This is a genomic window from Streptomyces sp. NPDC012510, assembly GCF_042955065.1.
Lineage (GTDB): Bacteria > Actinomycetota > Actinomycetes > Streptomycetales > Streptomycetaceae > Streptomyces.
This window is the reverse complement of the sequence record NZ_JBIBEN010000012.1, coordinates 273432-293490: the sequence shown is the minus strand read 5'-3', so window position 1 is coordinate 293490 and position 20059 is coordinate 273432. Positions and strand designations below refer to the sequence as shown.

Here is a 20059-nt window from a genome sequence, read left to right as displayed (position 1 = left end):
CGTCACGGGGATGCGCGGCTCGGGCTGTCTCGGTGGGTGGCGTACGGGCGACGCGGGCATCCTTGTGCGTCAGCGAACCGGGACGGAGCGGGGGGTGTTACGGGAGCGCCATGCGCCAGATGCGGGCCCAGGTGGAGGCGTACTGGCGCGGCAGCGGGCCGGTGTTGTCGTACTTCTCGCACAGCTTGCGCACCCGGGGAGCGATCTGGGCGTAGCGGTTGCTGGGCAGGTCGGGGAAGAGGTGGTGCTCGATCTGGTGGCTGAGGTTGCCGGTGAGGATGTGCAGGAGAGGGCCGCCGTCGATGTTCGCCGAGCCGAGGGCCTGCCGTACGTACCACTGGCCGCGCGACTCGCCCTCGATCTCGTCCTCGGTGAAGGACTCCGCGCCGGCGGGGAAGTGGCCGCAGAAGATTCCTCGCTCATCCGCATGGCCACGTAGCCCAGGTCACGGTCGCGGCCCACCACGTTGGTCCAGGTGTGGTGCAGGTCGTTGTGGGTGTGCCTCCAGGCGGCGGCCGGGGTGGGGAAGTCCCACTCCCAGGTGGTGGAGTGGATGGCCGGGTCGCGCATCCAGTCCCACTGTCCGTGCAGGATGTTGTGGCCCAGCTCCATGTTCTCCAGGATCTTGGCGGTGGTGAGCATCGCCGTTCCGGCCAGCCAGGCGGGCGGCAGCAGGGAGACGGCCAGCGCGACCCGGCCACCGGCCTCCAGGGCTCGGTGCACGGTGATGAGGGTGCGGATGTAGCGGGCGTCCTCGGCGCCGCGCTCGGCCAGTACCTCTGCGCGGATGCGGTCCAGTCAGCACCACCGTCACACCGAGCCGGAGCGGCAGCACCTTCCACACCGGGCGGCCCTCGGGGACGTCGTAGACCGCGTTCGCGCTCCGGATGAACGCGGCGACATAGCCGGACGCCGACCAGACGGCGAGCGCCAGACCCACGATCGCCATGATCGACCCGAGCCCGGCGTTGCCCTGCATCTGCCGGACCGCGTTGGTGAGGACGTCCCTCGCCGCGCCCGGGGCAAGGTTTTGGATGTTGTCCAGGACCTGCTGTGTCGCGGACCGTCCGACGATCCCGAGCAGCGAGATCAGCGCCAGCAGGGCCGGGAACAGCGCCAGGATCCCGTAGTAGGTCAGCGCCGCGGCCCGGTCGGCCAGCTCATCCTTCTTGAACTCCTTCAGAGCGCCTTTCAGCACCGCCCCCCAGGAGCGTTTGGGCAGGTCCGTCGGAGTGTCCGGCGACCGCCGCTGCACCTCCGCATCCGGACCGAATCTCTCCGGCTTGTCCTCGCGGCCGTACGCCGTGGCCTGCCGCTGCTCGCGGGTTTTGTGACCCTGGTCATGGCGAGTGTCGTCATGTCTGTGTCGCAGTTTCATGACCCAGCTCCTTTGGGACGCGCCCTCCCGGGGTCCTTTTGGGCTGGTGGGTGGGCGCTGTTGGCCGGACAACTGCTTGCCCCCGGGTTCCAGGCGGTGCCCTCCCAGCCGGGCCACAACCTGGTCCGGGCACCCGGGCGGGCCGTCACTCCCGGTCCGGGCACCCGGAGTGCGAGGAGATCAGCGGCGGCGGCGCTTGCCGCGCTCTTCGGTCTCGTCGGCTTCGATGCGCTCCTTGCGGACTTCGCCTGTGACGGTTTCCTCCTCGGTGACCTCGTCGGTGGTCAGGCGGACCCGCTCCTTGGGCTCGGCCTTGGTTTCCACCACGGGCTTCTCCTCGTGGAGGGTTACCTCGTGCTCGTCCTCGGAGATTTCCGGGCCGGACATGGCCGCGTCGACGTTCGCGTCCGTGATCGGCTCGCGTTCGACCCGGACCTCCTCGTGACGCACGGGGATCGTCTGCTGCTGCTCCTCGGTGACGACGTACTTGCGCAGACGCACACGGCCGGCCTCACGGCGTTCGGTGCCGACATGCATCTGCTCCTCGGAGCGGGTCATCGCGTCGTCACCTGTGCGCGACTGTGCCGTGTCGGCCTGAGCCCAGCCGCCTTCGCCGGGCTGGTTGGCCTGCCGCCAGGCAGCGTCCCATTCGATGCCGTAGTACTCGTACAGGCGGTGCTCCTCCTGCTCGGAAAGGTGGCCTCCGGCGTCGACATCGACGTTGGGGGCGTCCTTGACCTTCTCCTTGGGGTACGGCACCTGAAGGTGGTCCTCGACGACGGTGGCGTCGTGGATGGGGACGAACGACTCACTCGTGCCGAACAGGCCGGTCTTGACCGAGGCCCATTCCGGCTGGCCGGTGGCGTCATCGAGGAAAACGTGCCTGGCATCGCCGATCTTGTTGCCGTCGGCGTCGTAGACCGGGTGGTCCAGCACGGCAGGTATCTGCTCGCGGGTGATCATGTGCGTTCTCCTTTTCACCGAGCCCCCACTTCACGGAACCGGCTTGATCAGCCGCCGCCTCCTCCTTGGCGGGCGCCCTGTACGCGCCTGGTGCACCGCGTGCGGGGCGGGGGCTGGCTCCTGTGCTCGCGGCAAGGGCCAGCAATAGGGCGATCAGACCAGTGATGAGGTTGCTGACGACGGTTCTTGTGGTGTCGACGTTGCCTGCCACCACCCATGGCGCAACGACCGTCCCCGCGGCCAGTGCGCACGCGGCCCACGCCATGCTGTGCGTACGGTCATTGGCACGGCCGAAGCCGCCGCTCATGAGCAGCGCATAGCCGATCCCCACGATCAGGTTGGTGATGACCAGCCTGGGCAAGCCGCCGCCGTTGAACCCCAGGATCCAAGGGGAGGCCGCGAGGTACAGGCCCGTGAGCACGGCCATCACCTGGATGACCTGCGCCCGCAGGGTCGCGGCGCGCTCGGGGCGCTGGCGCATCTCGACAAGGTCGGGATGGCTCTCCATGGTCGACCAGGCCCTGGGTGACGTCATGCGATCACCTCCGTACATTCCCGCGGCGCCCAATCGCCTCACCAGCGGGATGGATCGACCCTTTGACGGTCAGGACGCCCGCCGGCGGGAGCAGGGTGCCGGGGTCGCTGCCGGCGCGCAGACCGGGGAAGGAGGCGACCCCGGTCTGCGCGGCAGTCCCCGTGGTGTGCCCGGGCCGGCGAGGTGTCAAGGGTCAGCCAGGGCCGGAGCTCTGTCCGCGGGTTTCGTCGGCCACCTGCTGCCCGGACTCGCGGGCCTGCTCTGAGACCTGGCCTGCCTTGTCGCGGGCCTCCTCCTTGGTGGTCTTCGCGGCCTCCGCGGCGGTGTCCTTCACCTCCTGCGCTGCCTGCTGGGCGGCCTCGGTGGCGTCCTGCTTAAGCTGCTGCGCGGACTCGACGGCTGCTTCCTTGACCGGCTCCAGCTTTTCGCCGGCCTGCTCGGTGATCCGGGAGGCCGCCTGTTCCTCGGCCTGGGACGTCGGCAGGAGAGAGGCGGTCAGCAGTCCGGCGCCGAAGGCGATCAGCCCGGCGGCCAGCGGGTTGCCCTGCGTCTGCCGCACCGCCTGCTCCGGTGCCCGGCTCACCGCCTCACGGGCCTGTCCGGCCACCTCACCGACCTGACCGGCGGCCTGCCCGGCCGTCTGACGCACCGTGTCCGCGGCCTCGCCTGTGCTTTCCTTCACGGATTCCGTGGCCTGCACGGTGCGATCCCGCGCCGTCCCCGCCGATTCGGCGACGGTGCCCATGACGCGGTCACGAAGCCCCGACACCGCGCCTCGCACCCGCCGGGTGCGGCGGCGCACCATCTGCCCGGGGCGGGCGCGGTTGGCGAGCCGGTTGACGTTGTCCGACAGGCGTTCCCGGGTGGTGTCGATCTCGGACCTTATTTGGTCGGGTGCCGTGCCCATTGCGCGTCCTCCTTCAGGGTGTCCATGGTCTGTTCCGGCTTCGGGGACACCTCCCGCATCCGGGAGCGGCCCATCACGTACAGCACGGCCGCGATCACCGCCCACACGGCGGCGACGATCAGTGCCGCCCAGCCGGCGTCCATCACGTTGGCCAGACCGAAAACGGCCGCGAGCGACAAGAAGAGCGCCACCATGTACCCGCCGAACCCGGCACCCCCGTACATCCCGGCGGCCTTGCCCGCCTTGGCGCCCTCCTCACGGATCTCCGTCTTCGCCAGCTCCACCTCCTGGCGCAACAGCGTCTGCAGATCCGACGTCACCGCCGACAGAAGCTCGCCCGCCGAGCGGTCTGGACCCGCCTCTGGCTGTCCACCGGCTCCCGGCGACTGCGGATAGCTCGACGACATCTCACACCCCCGGATGGGCTGGATAACCGGACAGCTCCGGCGGCGGCACCGGCGTGCCAGTAGGCAGCGCGCTGCTCTCCCCGCGTTCCAGCCCCTGCCGCCGAACGTCCGGAGGCGGGGCCGACGGGGCCTGCGCGGCCTTGGTGCCGGCCTTGGCCATGCGGCCCACCACCAGACCCGCCAGCACCGCACTGCCCAGGAATGCCCCCGGCCGGCGCCGCGCGAAGTTCTGCAGGTCGCCTACCAGGCCCTCCACGCCGTCCTTGTCCAGGTAGTCCGCCGCGCGGTGGCCCTGATCGGCTGCCTGGGCCGCCAGGCTCCTGGCGGGCGAGTCACCCGAGGCGTTCTCCGCCATGCCCGCGAGGTCATCGGCCCACTTCCGCACCGTCCCGGCCAGCCGATCCACCTGTCCCTGGCTCTCCTCCACCGCGCGTTGCCTGAGGTCGCGTATCGCACCGCCTGCCTGCGCGCGCGCTTCGCCCGCGACGGCCTTTGCCTGCTCGGCAGCCGTCCCGGCGACCTCGCCGACCGCCTGCCCGGTCTGCGCGGCCACAGCCGCCGTCTCTTCCTTCGCCTTCTGCCCCGTCTGCTGAACACGACCGGCATCTTCACTCATGAGCGACTCCTCCTTCGGTGCTCCGAGGCAGCCGACGGAGTCGGCACCTCCGGATCCGCGTCCACGACGGCGGGTACCCCACATATCCACATAGAACAGTCAAATGGGGCACGATCCACTATGACTTCGGAAGGCCAGCGTGTGGTCGATCGCGAAGGGGCCGGTGCTCGTCATTCTGGCCACGATCATGATGGCGATCTTGTACTGGGCGACACCGAACGTGAAGGTCCGCGGCTTCCGCTGGATCACGCCGGGTAGCTGCCTGGTGCTGCTGATCTGGCTGATCACCTCCGCCGCACGTGGCCAGCTTCGCCTCCTACAACAAGACCTTCGGCGCTCTGGCCGGTGTGATCTTCCTGGTATGGCTGTGGATCACGACCCTGGCGATCCTGCTGGGCTTGGAGTTCGAGCGGAGACGGACCGTCACGGGCTGTCGGGCGGTCACCCGGCCGAGGAAGAGCCGTATGTGGAGCCGCGCGACACCCGGAAGCGGGAAGAAGACGATCGCCGCCGCTTTGAACCCTGAGTGATGTGGCCATCCCGGTCTGGGTCCACTGGTGGGATCCGTGGGTGCTGGGTAAGCCGAGCAACACCAGCGCATCCCGGCGGTACGCACGCCTAGACAGGCCGGTATGCCACCGGGCACGTAACGCATGCCCAGCGGACATGAACGCGGACATGCAGTGGGGGCTGCCGTGCTTTACCGGCCGTTCACCGACGGCGCCGGGTAGCGCACTGCCGCCGGGGCAGGCGCGGGGACATGACTTCTGCTGATCGGCACCCCCGGACCGGGTCCCTTCCAGTGGGTCACACCTCCGCGGCAGGCGCCGCGGAGGAATTGCTGGCCCTGTGGGAGGAAAACCGCCAACTCAAAGAGGGCATGCTGGCCCGCGCCCGTATCGACCAGGCCATGGGTGTGCTGGTCGCCTTGGCAGGCACGACTCCCGATGAGGCGTGGGACCTGCTGCGTGAGGTGTCGATGAACACCAACAGGAAACTGCGGATGGTGGCAGAGATTCTCGTCGGCTGGCCCGCTGGCGGGGCACTGCCCGACGACGTGCGCGAGGCTCTCGATGCCGCTGTCGCGGCCCACTGCCAGCACACCTCACCGTAGCTGTGATCACTTTTGAAGGCAGCGTCTGGCTAGGCTAGAGCACAGGGCGGCGGGAGACCGCTGACCGGTGGGACAAGATCCCCTGCGCCCATGGGTAACGGCGTTACGACTGACGCTTGCCCTCGGGCTCGTCGGCCTCGATCTGCTCCTTGCGGACCTCGCCTGTGACGGTCTCTTCCTCGGTGCGCTCGTCGATGGTCAGGCGCACCCGCTCGACCGGCTCGGCCTTGGTCTCCACCACGGGCCGCTCGGCGTGCAGCGTCACTTCGTGCTCCGCTTCGCTGATGTCCGGGCCTGCCATGGCCGCATCTCGGCTGGCGTCGGTGACCGGTTCGCGCTCGACGCGTACCTCCTCGTGGCGGACGGGGACGGTCTGCTGGACCTCTTCGGTGACGACGTACTTGCGCAGCCGGGCCCGGCCGACTGCCTGGCGTTCGGTGCCGACGCGCATCTGCTCTTCCGAGCGGGTCATCGCGTCATCGCCGGTGGCTTCCATCCCGGTGGTGCCGGTGGCGGTTTCGGTCTCGCCGCGGGCCCAGCCTCCGGTCCCGCGCTGACTTGCCTGCTGCCAGGCGGTGTCCCAGTCGATGCCGTAGTGCTCGTACAGGCGGTGTTCTTCCTCCTCGGACAGGTGGCCGCCGGCGTCGACGTCGACGTTGGGGGCGTCCTTGACCTTGTCCTTGGGGTAGGGCACCTCCAGGTGGTCTTTGACCAGGCTGGCGTCGTGGATCGGCACGAAGGATTCGCTGGTGCCGAACAGGCCGGTCTTGACGCTGACCCATTCGGGCTCGCCGGTGACGTCGTCGAGGAAGACGTGCTTGGCCTCGCCGATCTTGGTGCCGCCGACGTCGTGGACCGGGTGATCCAGCACACTCGGGATCTGCTCTCGGGTAATCATCGCGATACTCCTTCCATCGGCCTGCCAGACCGGCCAACCCTCGCGAATATCACGAAACTGACTAAATGGATCAATTCGGGCGCATCTGGGGTGTGGAGCATGCCGGATGGGCGCGCGGATACCCGTCCGCCATGGCACGGAACATCACAACCCGGAGGCAGGGCCGGCACGACGCAACCGGCCGGGACGCTGAGCCCGGACGCGAGGGGGGTGCGGGACCAGATGAGCAGGTGGAGCGGCGGGCCCCGGATGAGCCCACTCAGCTGCCGGGGCGTTCCTGGCGGGCGGTGCTGAAGGGCACCGTCAAGGAGTTCAAGGACGATGAGCTGGCCGACCGGGCTGCGGCGCTGACCTACTACGGGGTGCTCTCCCTCTTCCCCGCGCTGCTGGTGCTCGTCTCGCTGCTCGGAATCGCCGGGCAGTCGGCGACGCAGCAGGTGCTGGACAACCTCCAGAAACTCACCCCTGGATCGGCCCGCGACGTCATCCGCGATGCCGTAACCCAGCTGCAGGGCAACGCGGGTATTGGCTCGGTCGTGGCGCTCGCGGGCCTGGCGGTGGCGGTGTGGTCGGCATCCGGCTACGTCGCGGCCTTCATCCGCACCGCCAACGCCGTGTACGACACCCCGGAAGGACGCCCGGTGTGGAAGGTGCTGCCGGTCCGTCTGGGCGTGACGGTGGTGCTGCTGGTGCTGGCGGTGGTCAGCGCGCTGATTGTGGTGTTCACCGGCGGCCTGGCCCGCCAGGCGGGAACGGCTCTGGGGGTCGGGGACACGGCGCTGACCGTGTGGTCGATCGCGAAGTGGCCGGTGCTGGTCGTGCTGGTCACCGTCATGATCGCGATTCTGTTCTGGGCGGCCCCGAATGTGAAGGGCCGCGGCTTCAAGTGGGTCACCCCGGGCAGTGTCCTCGCCCTGGTGATCTGGGTGATCGCGTCGGCCGGGTTCGCGTTCTACGTGGCGAACTTCGCCTCCTACAACAAGACCTACGGCACCCTCGCCGGGGTGATCGTGTTCCTGGTGTGGCTGTGGATCAGCAACATCGCGATCCTGCTCGGCCTGGAGTTCGACGCGGAGATGGCCCGCCAGCGCGCCGTCGCCGGCGGTCTGCCCGAGGACGAAGAACCCTATGTCCCGCCCCGCGACACCCGTACGTGGAGCGAGGAAGACCGGCGCCGCCTCGAATGAGGTAATTGCCGAGGACATCGAGTTAGGCGCTGCTCAGACCGGGAAGTCGCAGGTCATGAGAGTGCTGGCGGATCTTCGTGAGGGTGATCACCGGTTGACGCGGTGGGCGGCGTCATGGCGGTCGACCTGCGTACGCCGGGTCCTGCCGGCGGTGGAGGAGAGTGCCGAGCACACCAAGCTGTGGTGGGGCGCCGCCGTGGCCCTGTCCGCCACCGGGTGGCGGGGGCGCAGGGCCGCGGCCGCTGGCCTGGCGAGCATGGCCGTGGCGGAGCTGGCCTCGAACTGCGTCCTCAAGCAGATGTGGCAGCGGCGCCGGCCGCCGAAGGAGTGGATCTCGCACGAGGAGGTTCATGACCGCCCCGACTCCTCGTCCTTCCCTTCCGGGCACACCGCCGCAGGAGTGGCGTTCAGTGCCGCGGTGGCCGCGGTGTGGCCGTGGGCGGGCGCGGTGTGTGCGGTGCCGGCCGTCATGGTGGCTGCTGAGCGCGTGCACACGGGTGCCCATTACCCCTCCGACGTCGCAGTCGGTGCCGCGATCGGTCTGGCCGCAGCCGCCCTGGTGCATCGTGCTCCCCGCCTGGTACTGCGACTGCTGCGGTGACAAGCACAAGTCACCAGGTTGCCGCAGGTCCGCCGGATGGCGGAGCCGCATCCGGGTACCCGGGGTCGTCGAGGCGGGTGTGCCTTGCTCACCGGCACAGGCTGGCGCCTTGTCATCCAGGACACGAGTTACTACCGGCAGCTGAGAAAGGCGGAAATCCGTCATGAGTACGCAGGATTCCCACCGCGGCCCGAGCGGCTCGCAGGAGCCGGTCGGTGATCTGGTCCAGCGGGCCTCCCAGCAGCTGACGGAGCTGGTCCGCGGGGAGATGAGGCTGGCCCAGGCGGAGATGAAGGAGAAGGGCAAGCGGTACGGCAAGGGCGGGGGCCTGTTCGGCGGGGCCGGTCTGGCCGGCTTCCTGACGGCGCAGGCCCTGGTCGCCACCGCCATCGCGGCCCTGGCTGTTCCCCTCCCGGTGTGGGCCGCGGCCCTGATCGTCACCGCCGTCCTCGGCGTGATCACCGCCGTGCTGGCCCTGACCGGCAAGAAGAAGGTCAGCCAGGCCGCACCACCGGCACCGCAGCAGACCATCGACAGCGTCAAGGCCGACGTGGCCGAGATCAAGGAGAGTGCACAGCGATGACCCAGCCTCCTAACGACGAGCCCACCGCCTCCAGCCCCGAGCAGCTGCGCGAGCAGGTCGAGCAGACCCGCCAGGAACTGGGCGAGACGGTCGAGGATTTGGCCGCCAAGACGGACGTCAAGGCCCGCGCGCAGGAGAAGGCGACCGCACTGAAGCAGCAGGCGGGCGTGTTGACGGAGCAGGCGGGCGCCAAGGCCGCAGAACTGAGCGGACAGGTCAAGGTAAAGGCTGCCGAGGCCGCGCACCTGGTGCAGGACAAGCTGCCCGACCCGGTCAAGGACAAGGCCACCACGGCCGCCGAGCAGGTGAAGGCCAAGGCCGGACAGGCCGGTCAGGTGTGGCAGGACAAGGCACCCGAACCGGTCCGCGTCAAAGCCCAGCAGGGCGCCCAGGCCGCCCGTGACAACCGCACCGTGCTGATCGTGGCCGGCAGCGTGGCGGTGGCCGCCTGGCTGCTGCTGCGTCACCGGGGCAGGAGGCATCCGTGAAAGCATCGAAAGTCGCCTACAAGCCGGTCGGCCTGGCGCTCGGCGCTCTCAGCGGCGTGCTGGCGGGCGGGCTGTTCAAGCAGGTGTGGAAGAAGCTCGGCCATGACGAGGACGCCCCGGACGCCACCGATGAGGAGCGCACCTGGCGAGAGGTGCTGCTCGCCGCGACCCTGCAGGGCGCGATCTTCGCCGGGGTCAAGGCCGCCGTAGACCGGGCAGGAGCCGCCGGCACCCGACGCCTGACCGGAACCTGGCCCGGCTGATCCACCCTCTGCCTACGGCGCCCCGCCCCTCCCGGGCGCCAGTGGCTGTGCACTCGGCCCGGACCGGTGAGAGGAAACCGTGACCGCACACCGCTCATGGGCGGCCCTCGCCGCCGCGGCCGTCACCGCCACAGTGTTGCTGGCCCGATGGTGGATGACCTCCCGCCACAGCGCCGCCCGTGCCCGCCGACACGACACCGGACCCACCGGAGGCGACCGAGTCGGCGAACTCCACCCGGCGCTGCCCGACGCGGCCTCCGAGCACGCGCTGCGTGAGGTCGAAGAACATCTCAGCAGGCACTGGGATCGGCTGCGGTCGCTCTATCCCCGTCACCCCGACGACACCGCACCACACTGACACGCAGTAGCTGGTGTGGAGACGCTCGCGTGGCCGTCGGCCCAGCCGCTGCGTCTCCACCCGCGGTTGTATGGCGCCACGGGTGCTGGGCCCAGGACAGGGAATGGACGACGCTGCGGCCTCTTCACAGGAAACTCGCCCGCAGCGTGGCCCGCTCTCGTCTCAGTCTCCAGGGCTCAGGGAGGTAGGCGTTCCAACCGCCCGGAGGGAGCCGAGATCAAGCAGACCGGTGTTCGCTTGCCGTCGCCAGCAGCTGCAGTAGCCGGTTATGCCGCGTCGGCGACCCGCACATGCCCAGACTCGTTGCCGACTGCCGTCTGGGAGCCCGTGCGCGGAACGAGGGACAAATGGCGCCTGGTCCTGGTCCTGGCGTGGCGCGCGGGCTGCGGGGGTGCAGGCTCCCTGAGCAGCCACTCCTCGTAGCGTCCGAGCGCAAGTACCAGGCACAGCAGCCCCGGGGGCAGCAGGAAAGCGGCGAAGACCACGAGAACTCCTCTTGAAGGACGGCTCCTTCCGTTCGGGTAGCCCCTCCCGGCCGAACGGAAAGCCTGGCCGTGTGAAGGAAGCGTGGCCGTCACGTGTGGACGGCACTTCTGGCGGCAGGCGGTCGGCGGGCGGCAGGCATGTAATCGCCGTGGCGGTGCAGGCGTGAGGGATGAGGTGTGTCATCTACCGTGAGTCAGCGGGCGAGCCGGAGCAGGTGGACTGCCGACAGGTCGACGGTGGCCGTACGGCGGTGCTGGACAGTCTGAAGCGGGTGGAGGAAGGCGAGTTCTGCTGGGTGCATGTGGACGACCCTGGGCCAGGTGATCTGGAAGAACTGGCGGGCCCTTTGGGACTGCATCCGCTGGCGGTCGAGGATGCCGGGGAGGCGCACCAGCGGCCCAAGCGGGAGCGTTACGGGGACGTGCTTGTGGTCGCGTTGAAGACGCTGTGGTACGTCAGGGACGGCAGCGAGGTGGAGACCGGCGAGGTGATGGTCTTCACCGGCCCGCATTTCGCCCTGACCGTCCGTCATGGCCCGGCCGACCCCACCGGCGAGGCGGCCCGCCGGCTCGGCGCGGACCCGCAGATGCTGCGGTTCGGACCCGTCGCCGTGCTGCACGCCGTCCTGGACACGGTGGTCGACTCCTACACCGAGGCCGCCGTCCAGGTCCGCACCGACCTCACCGCGCTGGAGCGGCGCGTGTTCTCCCCGGAGCGCGAGGACTTCACCGAGCCGATCTACTCCCTCAAACGGGAGGTCCTGGAATTCCGCGACGCCGTCCAGCCCTTGGTCCCGGTGGTGCAGGACTTCGCCGGCCCGCACGCCGGGTGGCCCGAGGAGATGCTGCCGTACTTCCGCGACGTCGCCGACCACATGCACCGCACCGACACCGAGGTGCGCTCCCTGGACGAGCTGCTCAACTCCGCCCTCGACGCCCACCTCGCACGGGTGGGAACCTGGCAGAACGACGACATGCGCCGCATCTCCGCCTGGGCCGCGATCCTGGCCACCCCGACCCTCGTCGCCGGCATTTACGGCATGAACTTCGCTCACATGCCGGAACTGAGCTGGACGTACGGATACCCGCTTGCCGTCGCCGTGATGGTCGGCGCCTGCGCCCTGCTGCACCGGACCTTCCGCCGTAACGGCTGGCTATGAACGCTGGCATCGCCGTCGGCCGACGGAGGCGAGGCGCCACCACGGCCGGTGCCGCCCCCGGGGGTGTCAGTCGGGGACGAGTTGATCGGCCAGACGGCGGGCCTGGGCCAGCAGCGCGCCGTGCGTCGCCAGTGCATCCGGATCGTCCTGCACGGTGCCGGGCAGCCTCCGGTGGAGCTCGTCCAGACTGTGGCGCAGTTCCTCGACCGCCTCGCGCAGGTCCCCGTCGGCGGACCGATCAGTGCCGGTTCCGGCGAACCGGGTCTGGCCGTAGAGACCGATCGCGCGTGCGGTGTGGCGCAGGAAGTCGGCGTAGGGGCCGGTGATCTGCGGGCCGGGGCGGGCTTCCTTGTCGTTGTGGTTCGCGGTCTCCAGCACGGTGCGGGTCACGCCTGCGGTGTGCACGGCGACATGGTCCAGTACGGCCAGCGCATCGTCGTACGCCTTCCCGGGCGGGGAGACGGCACCCGTACCGCGCCCGCGGTGATTGCCCCGCATGCTTTCGCGGCTCCAGCCGATCGAGGAGCGGGCCTGATCGACCAGGCGTCCCAGCCGCAGCGCGCGCTCGTGCCACTCCCCAGCCGCGTGAGTGTTCCACTCACCGTCGTCCAGCCCTTCGGCCACCGCTTCCAAAATCTCCTGCGCCTCGCGGGCGGCGTCCTGGAGAGCGGCGCGGGTGTCACGCAGGTACACCGGGGGCCGGATCAGTGCGTTGACCGCGATGCCGACCACCGCTCCGAAGACCGCCTCCGCGAGGCGCGCGCCTGAGGTAGCGAGGGTGACCTGTCCGTTGGTCAGGACGAACAGCGCGCCGGTGGCGGCGTAGATGCCCTGGCTGCCCAGGCGCTGCCACTGCGCCAGCAGCAACACCGCCGGAAGCACGAGGACCATTGTGGCCATCGTGCTGTGCAGCACCAACGCGACGGCCGTCGCCACCACGGTGCCCACCGCGATCGCCGCCAGCTGCTGCAGACCGTGTGCGAGCGACCGGTACACCGTCGACTCCACCAGCACGACTGCCACCCACGGAGCGACGAATGCCATCGGAGCCTGCAACCACCACCCCGCCACCGCCCACGCCACACAGGCGGCCAGCGCCGCTTTGCCGGCCTGCACCGTCAGATCGCGTTCACGGCCCGGTTCCGTCCACGCCCGCCGCACCGCCCGCACAGCAGCCCCACCATGACGCCGAACCGCCCCTGTTGCCCAACCCGTCCACTCCATGGAACAGCAAGTGCCACACCAGCAACGACAGATGCGCCCCTGTGTGCACCTTCACGGCAACGACGAGGGCAAACGGCACCGGACGCACACGAGAACTCCGCCTCACGCACCGTCTCGGTCCAGACGTCGGCTACGGGGCCGATCGAAGTCCTGACCTCCCTCACGGCGGTTCACCCGCAGACTCCGGCGGTAGCGCGGGGCCGTTACCGCCCTTCCGCGAGGTCGCTATCAGGAACGCCCCCTGCACCGTGCGGGGCCCCGGTGTTGTCGTGGCAGATTGTCCCGGGGCCCCGCCAGCGCCTGGCAGCCAAAACCTCGGACGAGACTCGTGCACTACTTGCCGCACACAGCACCATGCACAATCCACCCGCTTCAACCAAGTGGTTACCGGTAGTTCGTTAAATCCGGAGGTAGAGATCAAGGCCGTGTCCGGTGGTGACCGCGTCGATCAGGGCCTGGAGTTCGGAGGGTGGGTCTCTGTCCGTCCAGGATCGCCACCATCGGTTCAGGGTGGTGGCAGGGGTGAGCCAGGCGCGGACCGAACGTAATGCCTTGGGCCAGCAGGACAGTTGGGGTGGGTGGGGTTCGGTTGGTCCCCCTCTCTGGCCCCTCGTCGGGGCACGGGTCCGGGGCGGTGTCATCCAGGGGTCCGGGTGGGGCGAACCACTGGTCCCAGCAGAAGGAGAAGGCGCAGTTGACCAGGGTCTGGTGGCGGCGGATGGCGCGGTCGGAGCGGACCTGGAAGTCGGCCCAGCCGAGTTCGTCCTTGATCTGTTTGTAGCTCTGCTCGATCCACGGCCGCAGGCCGTAGAGGCGGACGATCTCGGCGAGGTCGGCTGGCGGATGCGGGCTGGTGGCGGCGTGGGGTGCGTCGGGGTGGGGCAGGTTGGTGGCCAGGTACCAGGTGGCCTTCTCCGGCAGCCGGGCTGGGTCGGTGGTGGCCACGACCAGACGGCAGGGCGAGTCGGGACCGTAGCCGCCCAGTCGGGCATCGGCGGCCCACCAGGTCTCGGTGTGCCCGTCGCGGAAGTGACGCTCCACGGCCGTCCAGTCACCGGGGCGTCTGGCATCGAGCCAGGTCAGGGCGTGGGCGGCTTCGATGGCGGTGTGCGGCTGGTCGGCGCGGGTCCAGGTGCCACGGTGCGGCTTGAGCGCCACCACGTAGGCCAGGCCCGCCTCGCGTAGTGCGAAGTACCAGTCGTCGCTGACGGAGTAGGCGCAGTCGGCGACCACGGCCCGGCAGGCGAAGCCCGCCTCCTTCCCGCGGGTCGCGAGAGCGGCGGACAGCTGTGGTTTCGTGCGGAAGGCGGGATCGGACCGGCCGCGGGCGAAGTGGTGGGCAGGGGTGTAGGGGTGCGCGTGCAGCGGGTAGTAGACGCGGCCGTCGGTCCACACCGTGATCACCGTGACGATGCCGTTGTCGGTCTTGCCCAGCCGGCCCAGCCACTGCCGGCCCACGTGCGCGGTCGCTCGGCCGTCCTTGCGGTCCCCGGAGTCGTCGATCACGATGACCCCGCCGTCGTGCGGAGCCGTCGCCGGCTGCTCGCGCAGCAGTTCAAGCCGCCGGTCGTTGATCTGCTCGGCCTCCCAGGGCGACTCGGACAGGAAGAACTGCAGCCGCTGCACCCCCGGCATTCCCGCGCCGGTCACCGGCTCCGCCCCAGCCAGGCAGGTGATCGTCTTGTTCCGCTCCCGCGGCGCCAGCAGCCCGGTCAGATACTCACGAAACCCCCGCCGCTGGGCCAGACTGAAGAAGAGGTCGTCGAACCGAGCCGCGTAGTCCTCCAACGGTCCCGGCGCGGGCGGACACGGACGGCGAGCAGTCATCTTCAGCCCCCAGCCAGGCAGTTGGCTCACACCACCGGCCTACGACCAACCCGACCCGTCGTCAATCCCCACCACCGGCCGCATTTAACGAACTACCGGTAGCCCGTTTCTCGGAAACGCGAAACCCCCGGAATCGCGAGGACTCCGGGGGTTTATGGCGGCTGCTGGCAGGTTGTGTCAGCCCAGGGAAGGGCCGCCGCTGTCGTCATCGACTCGGCGGCGGCGTGCCACGAAGACGGCGCCTCCCCCGACGGCGAGGAGGACGCCGGCGCCCCCGAGCAGCCATGGGGTGGCCTCAGCACCGGTATGGGCGAGCGTGCCCTTGGGTGCGGGGGCCGCAGTGCTCGTCGCAGTCTTGGCGACGACCGCGGTGTCGGAAGGCGACGTGGACGTGCTGTCGCCCTGGTCCGGGGTCGGCTTGCCCGACGTGGACTCGTCGATGGTCGGCCTGTCGGACGGCCTCTCGGAGGAGCTGGGCGCCGGTGTTGTGCTGGTGGTCTTGGTGTTGGTGATGGTCACGGTGACTGGGCTGCCGGGCTTGGCGGTGAAGCTCTTCGAAGGCTCGTAGAGCTCGTATCCGGCGGGTGCCTTTGTCGGCTTGACCCAGAAGGTCGTGCCGGTACGGCTGTTGACGAGCAGCTTCGCGGAGGCGGTGCCGCCTGCGCCGGTGGTGAGCGTCAGAATGGTGGTGTCGCCGGTGCCGATGTTGACGGTGGATCCGGGCAGCAGCTTGCCGCTCTTGCTGTCGCTGGCCTTCAGGGTGACCGTGGCGGGCTTGAAGGGGTCGATGATCGTCAGCGGAGTGTTGGCGCCGGGGGTGACGATGACGTCCTGGTCGTCGACGACGTCATGCAGCGGGCTACCGCTGGAGACCTCCTTGAGTCGGTAGACCCCCGGCGGGAGGTTCTCGAAGGCCAGTTGGCCGTCGGCGTTTGTCTCGCCGCTGGCGGACAGCTGGCCTTGGGAGTCGAGCAGGGTGAATGAAGCGCCGGTGAGGACGTCTCCTCCGGGATCCTTCTTCAGGATGGTGACCCCGCCGGTCTCAGCCGCGCTCAGCGGGACAGCGGAGGTGGACGGGGTCGGCTCGGGGGTCTGTGCTACGGCGGCCGGGGCCAGAGACACGGTGCTGGCCACGGCGGCGATGGTGACGGCTGTGGCGGGCAGGCGGCGGGCAGAGCGGGTGTGCAAGAAGGGGGGTCTCCTGAGTGGGACGCGGGCGGGACTGCCCGTCGATTGAAAGGTGAAGCCGGTCAGCGGGTACGGCGCGGTGGCTGGACCGGTGGGGCGGCTGGTACATGACGTGCCGGGCGAGGTGAGGGCGCGGTGGTCGCGTAGCGGCGGGCCGCTGTTCGGATGAGAGTTTGCTGGTCTTCGATGGGCAGTGTCTCGATGCGGGCCAGGCCCTGGGCGTTGGAGGGGGCGAAGAGCGGGCCTGTTGGTAGGCCGGCGGCTTGGATGATCTGGGCGGCTGCCTCGGCTTCGACGAGGATGCCGTACTGGTCGGGGATGTTGAGCAGGCTGGCGGCGTGGTAGCGGAAGCCGTCGATGACCTCAGTCAGGGTGAAATCGTCGTGCATGACGTCCTCGACCAGGTCGAGCAGGGTCAGCGTGGCGGAATGCAGCCTGGCGGAGAAGTCCGGGTCCGCGAGCCAGGGGCCTTGCGGTCCCGGCGGGGTGCCGGACTGGAGTTCGGCGGTGCGGGTGGCCTCAGATTGCGGTCGACGCCGGAGGGCCAGCCAGCGGGGCGGGGGCATGGGTCTCCGTGTTCGGGGAACGGGTCAGCGCGTTCGGGTTGCTGTGGGACTGGCCTGGGCTGTGGGGATGTTGCGCGCCGTACGGGCCGCCGGCCGGGAGCGCGCGGTGGTCGTCCAGGCTCCGGGGAACCAGATCTGCGTGTACTGCTCGATTGCGGCCCGCAGTCCGCCGACGTCCGCGCCGCTCCACGGCGGCTGGCGGTTGTGGTGGCGCAGGTCGAGGATACGGGCGTAGCCGCTGTAGCCGGGTCGGACCTCACGTGCGGCGTCGCGTCGCGTGAAGGTGTCGTGCTCGTCGAAAGTGAGGACCACGGCGTCGACGTCCCCCTTCTCGGGGTGGACGACTGCAAGGCGCAGACCGTCGTACTCGTTTTCGCGGATGGTGCGCGAGAAGTCGATCCGCAGCCGCAGTACGGAGTTGGGCAGCGGGGTGGCGTAGTAGGTGTTGCCGACGACGGTGCTCTCGGTGAACGGGAGCGTGAGGTGCTCGGTGAAGAACTGCCGGGCGTGCAGGGACACTTACGGGTTGCCTTCTGACGTTCGGGGCAGGAGAGGCCGGTTCAGCGGCGTGGGCTGGTACGGGCTGCGGCGTGAGCCGTGGCAACGGTGGTGGTGCTCCAGCGCGGAACGCTGCGGGTCCCAAGGGCCGGCGGCCGGCGGGCGGCGGCGCGCTGGACGTCGAGGGGCGTGGGAACTCGGGGTGCGGGTGGCGTGACGGGGGTGAGTTGTGCGGACTCACGCAGCCAGGGGAGCATGCCGTCCTTCCAGCGCGGCAGCGGTGCCGGGTCGGCGACGCTCTGAGTGATGGCCTTGACCAGGGCGGTCGGCGTGTGGGTGGTGGCGGTGGCGTACCAGCGGGCGTGGCCGCTCTTCGGGCCTCCCCACATGTGCCAGCGGGCCTGAAGGGTGGTCAGTTCCCTCTCCGGGTCGAGGCGGCCGGTGGTGTATTCGAGGGTGGCCATCCCGTCGGGGGGCTTCAGTTCCATCACGCCCCAGCGTGGGTGCTGGAACTGCCAGCCGTTCTTGATCAGCGGGACCACGGCGTCGAAGGCGCCGAGCTCGGGGTCCTTCAGGTCGGGCGGGGCAAGGTAGGTGTCGGGGCCAGCGGTGTATGCCTGGGCGAGGGCGGTGGTGAAGGCGGTGACGAACTCCGTCGGGCAGTTGTCGTTGAAGCTCACGCCCCATGCGGGCGGGCCGAAGCGGTCACGGTAGGCGTTGATCCTCCACAGTCCGTCGTCGTCTCCCTCGGGCAGGAACCCGAGTCGGATGCGGTGGTCGGGGGCGGTGACGTAGGCGTTGCCGAGGTCATCGTTGTGCAGGTCGAAGCCGAGCGCGAGGAGCGGCTCGAGCGCGGGGTCGCCGATGGCGGTGCTGCCGGCGATGTAGCGGGGAGAGACATAGACGTCGCCGTCGATCTCTTCGGTGTCGGGCACAAGGGTCCTGGGGTCGGCGGTGGTGTCGAGCGGGGGAAAGCGAGATCAGCGGCTGGTGCCGCGCGGGGCTGCTGGCGGGCGCACGGAGGCTGGGCCGGCGGAAAGCAGCTGCTCTGTCAGGTCGGCGGGTTGGCCGGTGTAGTGCAGGGTGCGCAGGCCCAGCTCGGCGGCTGCCTGGCAGTTGTCGTCGCGGTCGTCGATGAACAGCACGCGTCCGGGATCGGTGATGCCGGTGGCGGCGAGGGCATGTTCGTAGGCGGCCGGGTGGGGCTTGCACAAGCCCAGGCGGGCCGAGTACAGGGCGTCGGTCATCAGCTCGCGCCGCCAGTCGGTGGTATCGAGGGCGTCGCTCAGGAAGTGCGGGGCGTTGGAGAGCAGCACCATGGGCAGCCCTGCGGCGCGGGCGCGGTGCAGGATGTCGAGGACGCGGTCGTCGGTGCGGATCCACATGGCGGTGTCGGCTGTTCGCAGGGTGCGCAGCCACCGTGCGCCGGGGTGGTGACCGAGGACCTTGGCCCAGTAGGCGAGATCGCTGAGTTCTCCGGCGTCGTACGCCTCCCTATGTGCCCAGAAGGCGCGCTGGAAGGAGGCCAGTTGCCCGCTGGGCCACTCAGCGAGATCGGTGAGGCGAGTCCACATGGTCGGGGTGGGCTGTCGGCCCAGGACACCGTTGTAGTCGATGATCACGGCGTCCGCGCGGGTCGGCGTAAGGGAAGTGGTGGTCAAGGGACGGGGGTCTCCAGGGCTTTGTGGGACAGGGCGGCGACGGCGGCTGCGAGAAGGGAGGGCAGCAGCAGCGCCATCGGCAGGGTGGTGAAGGTGGCGAGGGCGCCGATGAGGGCGGGTCCGGCGAGCAGGCCGACGTAGCCGGTGACCGCGACGGTGGCGACCGCCCGGGGGCCGCCGACGCCGGCGGCGGTGATCAGGCTGGGGATCGTGACCGACAGGCCCAGGCCGAAGGCCGTCCACCCGGCAAGGGCGAAGGCGACGGTGGAGCCGCCCAGGCCGGTGGCGAGCCCGAGGGCGGCCAGGGCGGCGCCGGTGCGTACGACGGCGGGGGCGCCGAAGCGGGTGGTGAGACGATCTCCGGCGAGTCGTCCGACGGCCATGGCCGCGCTGTAGAGGGCGAACGCTGCCGCGCTGGTCGCAGCCGTCGCATCCAGGCTGTGCAGGTGGACGGCGGCCCAGTCGGCGGCGGCTCCCTCGCCCAGCAGGGTTGCGGCCGCCAGTGCGCCCAGCAGCCACAGCCGGGGCCGGGACAAGCCCTCGTGTTCCTTGGGGCCGGGTGTGCCGGGGTTGTGGACGGGCTCGAGTCCGGGGGCGGCAACGCAGCGGGTGAGCCGAGTCGTCGCGCAGGCCGCTGCCGTGGCGGTGGCCGAGACGCCGGCGAACAGGACGATGTGCGGGGTGTGGGCGGTGGCCGCGGCCATCGCGGCGCCTGCCAGGGCGCCGAGGCTGTAACTCGCGTGGAGCCCTGCCATGATCGGACGCCCGTGGGCGTTCTGGCAGCGGACGGCTGCGGCGTTGACCGCGACGTCGAGGACGCCGTGCGCGGTGCCGAAGACGAACGCCACCACGAGGAGGGTATCCAGGCTGCGGCATGCCCCGAGGGCGGCGAGGCAGGCGGCGAGAGAGATGGCGCCTCCGGTCAGCAGCGCGGGGAGTCGGGCCGGGTGGGCGAGGCGTCCTCCCGTCTGCAGTCCGGCGACCATCCCGAGGGCGGCGGCCAGCAGGACCAGGGCGAGCTCGGCAGTGCTGAAGCCGGCGGTCTTCTGGACGGCGGGCATGCGCGCGCCCCACACCGCCATTACCACACCGAGCCCGGTGAAATACCCGGTCAGCAGACGGCGGCTTTGCGCCAGCTCGGTCGCCACGGTG

Annotated in this window: 24 protein-coding genes and 2 pseudogenes; 9 read left to right on the top strand and 17 right to left on the bottom strand. The window is 70.0% G+C overall.

Translation table 11 applies throughout. The annotated features are described in order from the left end of the window. Nucleotides 1–226: 226 nt before the first annotated feature. The 7 genes and pseudogenes from ACFY9I_RS23785 to ACFY9I_RS23755 form a co-directional block, all read right to left on the bottom strand. A pseudogene (locus ACFY9I_RS23785) lies at nucleotides 227–361 on the bottom strand (fatty acid desaturase); the annotation flags it as partial. A gap of 84 nt (nucleotides 362–445) precedes the next feature. Continuing rightward, a complete protein-coding gene (locus tag ACFY9I_RS23780) occupies nucleotides 446–1378 on the bottom strand; it encodes a YhjD/YihY/BrkB family envelope integrity protein (RefSeq protein ID WP_391004720.1) in 933 nt (310 codons plus the stop codon). Between the two features lie 180 nt (nucleotides 1379–1558). Then, nucleotides 1559–2341 (bottom strand): DUF2382 domain-containing protein, encoded by a 783-nt coding sequence (locus ACFY9I_RS23775; RefSeq protein WP_391004718.1) that lies wholly within the window; start codon nucleotides 2339–2341, stop codon nucleotides 1559–1561. Beyond that, a complete protein-coding gene (locus ACFY9I_RS23770; protein WP_391004716.1) occupies nucleotides 2244–2876 on the bottom strand; it encodes an SPW repeat protein in 633 nt (210 codons plus the stop codon). Before ACFY9I_RS23770 ends, ACFY9I_RS23775 begins: the two co-directional genes overlap by 98 nt. 193 nt (nucleotides 2877–3069) lie before the next feature. Further along, entirely contained in the window at nucleotides 3070–3783 is a 714-nt protein-coding gene (locus ACFY9I_RS23765) for a DUF3618 domain-containing protein (RefSeq protein ID WP_391004714.1), read from the bottom strand. Continuing rightward, entirely contained in the window at nucleotides 3759–4103 is a 345-nt protein-coding gene (locus ACFY9I_RS23760; RefSeq protein WP_391004712.1) for a phage holin family protein, read from the bottom strand. Before ACFY9I_RS23760 ends, ACFY9I_RS23765 begins: the two co-directional genes overlap by 25 nt. An 88-nt stretch (nucleotides 4104–4191) precedes the next feature. After that, nucleotides 4192–4806 (bottom strand): hypothetical protein, encoded by a 615-nt coding sequence (locus tag ACFY9I_RS23755; protein ID WP_391004710.1) that lies wholly within the window; start codon nucleotides 4804–4806, stop codon nucleotides 4192–4194. A 136-nt stretch (nucleotides 4807–4942) separates the two neighbouring features. Between ACFY9I_RS23755 and ACFY9I_RS23750 the strand changes: the two are divergent. Further along, nucleotides 4943–5332: pseudogene (locus ACFY9I_RS23750) on the top strand (YihY/virulence factor BrkB family protein); the annotation flags it as partial. Nucleotides 5333–5608: 276 nt separating this feature from the next. Further along, nucleotides 5609–5920, top strand: coding sequence for an ANTAR domain-containing protein (locus ACFY9I_RS23745; RefSeq protein ID WP_391004709.1), 312 nt, complete (start codon nucleotides 5609–5611; stop codon nucleotides 5918–5920). A gap of 103 nt (nucleotides 5921–6023) precedes the next feature. On the opposite strand, the gene ACFY9I_RS23740 is transcribed toward ACFY9I_RS23745, so the two are convergent. Beyond that, the gene (locus tag ACFY9I_RS23740; protein WP_391004708.1) at nucleotides 6024–6818 is read right to left on the bottom strand and encodes a DUF2382 domain-containing protein; all 795 of its coding nucleotides are present in this window, start codon (nucleotides 6816–6818) and stop codon (nucleotides 6024–6026) included. 131 nt (nucleotides 6819–6949) lie between these two features. On the opposite strand from ACFY9I_RS23740, the gene ACFY9I_RS23735 reads away from it, so the two are divergent. The 6 genes from ACFY9I_RS23735 to ACFY9I_RS23710 all read left to right on the top strand — a co-directional run bounded on the left by ACFY9I_RS23735 (nucleotide 6950) and on the right by ACFY9I_RS23710 (nucleotide 10298). Continuing rightward, nucleotides 6950–8005, top strand: coding sequence for a YhjD/YihY/BrkB family envelope integrity protein (locus ACFY9I_RS23735; RefSeq protein WP_391004785.1), 1056 nt, complete (start codon nucleotides 6950–6952; stop codon nucleotides 8003–8005). 55 nt (nucleotides 8006–8060) lie between these two features. Further along, a complete protein-coding gene (locus tag ACFY9I_RS23730; protein ID WP_391004707.1) occupies nucleotides 8061–8606 on the top strand; it encodes a phosphatase PAP2 family protein in 546 nt (181 codons plus the stop codon). Nucleotides 8607–8769: 163 nt separating this feature from the next. Beyond that, entirely contained in the window at nucleotides 8770–9189 is a 420-nt protein-coding gene (locus tag ACFY9I_RS23725; protein ID WP_391004705.1) for a phage holin family protein, read from the top strand. Continuing rightward, a complete protein-coding gene (locus ACFY9I_RS23720; protein ID WP_391004704.1) occupies nucleotides 9186–9677 on the top strand; it encodes a DUF3618 domain-containing protein in 492 nt (163 codons plus the stop codon). Before ACFY9I_RS23725 ends, ACFY9I_RS23720 begins: the two co-directional genes overlap by 4 nt. Continuing rightward, nucleotides 9674–9940: a DUF4235 domain-containing protein gene (locus tag ACFY9I_RS23715; protein ID WP_391004703.1), complete on the top strand. Its 267-nt coding sequence runs from the start codon at nucleotides 9674–9676 to the stop codon at nucleotides 9938–9940. Before ACFY9I_RS23720 ends, ACFY9I_RS23715 begins: the two co-directional genes overlap by 4 nt. 79 nt (nucleotides 9941–10019) lie before the next feature. Then, entirely contained in the window at nucleotides 10020–10298 is a 279-nt protein-coding gene (locus ACFY9I_RS23710; RefSeq protein ID WP_391004702.1) for a hypothetical protein, read from the top strand. Between the two features lie 266 nt (nucleotides 10299–10564). Here ACFY9I_RS23710 and ACFY9I_RS23705 read toward each other — a convergent pair whose 3' ends face one another. Continuing rightward, the gene (locus tag ACFY9I_RS23705) at nucleotides 10565–10783 is read right to left on the bottom strand and encodes a hypothetical protein (RefSeq protein WP_391004701.1); all 219 of its coding nucleotides are present in this window, start codon (nucleotides 10781–10783) and stop codon (nucleotides 10565–10567) included. Between the two features lie 170 nt (nucleotides 10784–10953). Here ACFY9I_RS23705 and ACFY9I_RS23700 point away from each other — a divergent pair, with 170 nt between their 5' ends. Beyond that, nucleotides 10954–11943, top strand: a complete 990-nt coding sequence (locus ACFY9I_RS23700; protein ID WP_391004700.1) for a CorA family divalent cation transporter — start codon at nucleotides 10954–10956, stop codon at nucleotides 11941–11943. A 66-nt stretch (nucleotides 11944–12009) separates the two neighbouring features. On the opposite strand, the gene ACFY9I_RS23695 is transcribed toward ACFY9I_RS23700, so the two are convergent. The 8 genes from ACFY9I_RS23695 to ACFY9I_RS23660 all read right to left on the bottom strand — a co-directional run bounded on the left by ACFY9I_RS23695 (nucleotide 12010) and on the right by ACFY9I_RS23660 (nucleotide 19989). Next, nucleotides 12010–13167, bottom strand: a complete 1158-nt coding sequence (locus ACFY9I_RS23695) for an aromatic acid exporter family protein (protein ID WP_391004698.1) — start codon at nucleotides 13165–13167, stop codon at nucleotides 12010–12012. A 417-nt stretch (nucleotides 13168–13584) separates the two neighbouring features. Next, complete coding sequence (locus tag ACFY9I_RS23690; protein WP_391004696.1) at nucleotides 13585–15024, bottom strand: IS701 family transposase; 1440 nt, start codon at nucleotides 15022–15024, stop codon at nucleotides 13585–13587. A 147-nt stretch (nucleotides 15025–15171) separates the two neighbouring features. Further along, nucleotides 15172–16182: a SpaA isopeptide-forming pilin-related protein gene (locus ACFY9I_RS23685; protein ID WP_391004694.1), complete on the bottom strand. Its 1011-nt coding sequence runs from the start codon at nucleotides 16180–16182 to the stop codon at nucleotides 15172–15174. Nucleotides 16183–16244: 62 nt separating this feature from the next. Further along, entirely contained in the window at nucleotides 16245–16748 is a 504-nt protein-coding gene (locus ACFY9I_RS23680) for a hypothetical protein (RefSeq protein WP_391004692.1), read from the bottom strand. A gap of 24 nt (nucleotides 16749–16772) precedes the next feature. Then, nucleotides 16773–17267: a hypothetical protein gene (locus ACFY9I_RS23675; protein WP_391004690.1), complete on the bottom strand. Its 495-nt coding sequence runs from the start codon at nucleotides 17265–17267 to the stop codon at nucleotides 16773–16775. 41 nt (nucleotides 17268–17308) lie between these two features. After that, nucleotides 17309–18181 (bottom strand): DUF317 domain-containing protein, encoded by an 873-nt coding sequence (locus ACFY9I_RS23670; RefSeq protein WP_391004688.1) that lies wholly within the window; start codon nucleotides 18179–18181, stop codon nucleotides 17309–17311. A gap of 45 nt (nucleotides 18182–18226) precedes the next feature. After that, nucleotides 18227–18907, bottom strand: a complete 681-nt coding sequence (locus ACFY9I_RS23665) for an HAD-IA family hydrolase (RefSeq protein WP_391004686.1) — start codon at nucleotides 18905–18907, stop codon at nucleotides 18227–18229. Further along, nucleotides 18904–19989, bottom strand: a complete 1086-nt coding sequence (locus tag ACFY9I_RS23660) for an MFS transporter (protein ID WP_391004783.1) — start codon at nucleotides 19987–19989, stop codon at nucleotides 18904–18906. The genes ACFY9I_RS23665 and ACFY9I_RS23660 overlap by 4 nt, the downstream gene beginning before the upstream one ends. Nucleotides 19990–20059 lie beyond the last annotated feature (70 nt).